Below are 1,434 nucleotides of genomic sequence, written 5' to 3' on the forward strand. Positions count from 1 at the left end.
ACACTCATCAATGATACTACGGACTTCCTCATCAATGAGTTGTGCCGTTGCTGAGGAAACAGCTGCTTTACTGGAGCCATAGCTTTTCCCCAGAAAAATCTCGCCTTCTTCTACGTCATACATAAACGGACCCAGTTTTTCTGAAAACCCCCATTTGGTCACCATACTTCGAGCAATCTGGCTTGCTCTCTGAATATCATTTGAGGCTCCAGTGGTGATACCGTCCTTACCAAGGATCATTTCTTCCGCAATGCGACCACCAAAAAGAGAACTAATCTGACTCATCAATGCTTGCCTGCTATGACTGTAACGGTCTTCTTGCGGCAAAAACATAGTAACACCAAGAGCCCTCCCGCGGGGAATAATGCTAACTTTATAGACCGGATCATGATCGATAACAAGACGACCCACAATCGCATGCCCAGCTTCATGATAAGCGGTATTACTCTTCTCCTTATCGCTCATCACCATAGACTTGCGCTCTGCACCCATCATAATTTTATCTTTAGCAAGCTCAAACTCACGCATATGTACTGTACGATTATTCGCTTTTGCTGCACACAAAGCTGCTTCATTAACTAGATTAGCCAAGTCAGCACCAGAAAAACCCGGCGTACCACGAGCAACAACGCTAGCATCAACATCATCGGCAATCGGTACTTTACGCATATGCACTTTAATGATTTGTTCTCGCCCACGGATATCAGGTAGACCAACAACCACCTGTCGATCAAAACGCCCGGGACGCAACAATGCAGGATCAAGAACATCAGGGCGGTTAGTGGCAGCAATTACAATAACTCCATCATTTCCTTCAAAACCATCCATTTCAACCAATAATTGATTCAAAGTTTGCTCACGCTCATCGTGCCCTCCCCCCATTCCTGCACCACGATGACGACCCACTGCATCAATCTCGTCAATAAATATAATACAAGGCGCCTGTTTTTTGGCCTGTTCGAACATGTCACGGACACGAGACGCACCCACCCCAACAAACATTTCAACAAAGTCAGAGCCAGAAATTGTAAAGAAAGGAACTTTAGCTTCACCGGCAATAGCCTTGGCTATCAAGGTTTTGCCAGTCCCAGGAGGGCCAACCATTAACACTCCGCGAGGAATTCTACCGCCTAGTCGCTGAAACTTACCCGGGTCCTGCAGAAAATCCACCAGCTCATGAACTTCGTCCTTGGCTTCTTCAACTCCAGCAACATCAGCAAATGTTGTTTTAACCTTATCCTCCGGTAATAACCTTGCTTTACTTTTACCAAAACTCATAGGCCCAACTCCACGCCCACCATTGCCACTCTGCATCTGCCGCATAAAAAACATAAAAATGCCAAGGATAATAAGAATTGGAAAGCTGGCTACCAGCAACTGAGACCAGATACTCTGCCTTTCTATAGGCTTGGACTCTACTTGGACGTTACCCAG

Annotated in this window: 1 protein-coding gene; it reads right to left on the minus strand. The window is 46.0% G+C overall.

Annotated features, from left to right (window positions below; all coding sequences use genetic code 11):
• On the minus strand, nt 1-1,434 hold a 1,434-nt coding region (gene ftsH / locus BQ7314_RS01310), incomplete at both ends, for an ATP-dependent zinc metalloprotease FtsH (protein ID WP_174481905.1).

The sequence above is a fragment of the methanotrophic endosymbiont of Bathymodiolus puteoserpentis (Logatchev) genome (assembly GCF_900128525.1).
GTDB lineage: Bacteria > Pseudomonadota > Gammaproteobacteria > Methylococcales > Methylomonadaceae > Methyloprofundus.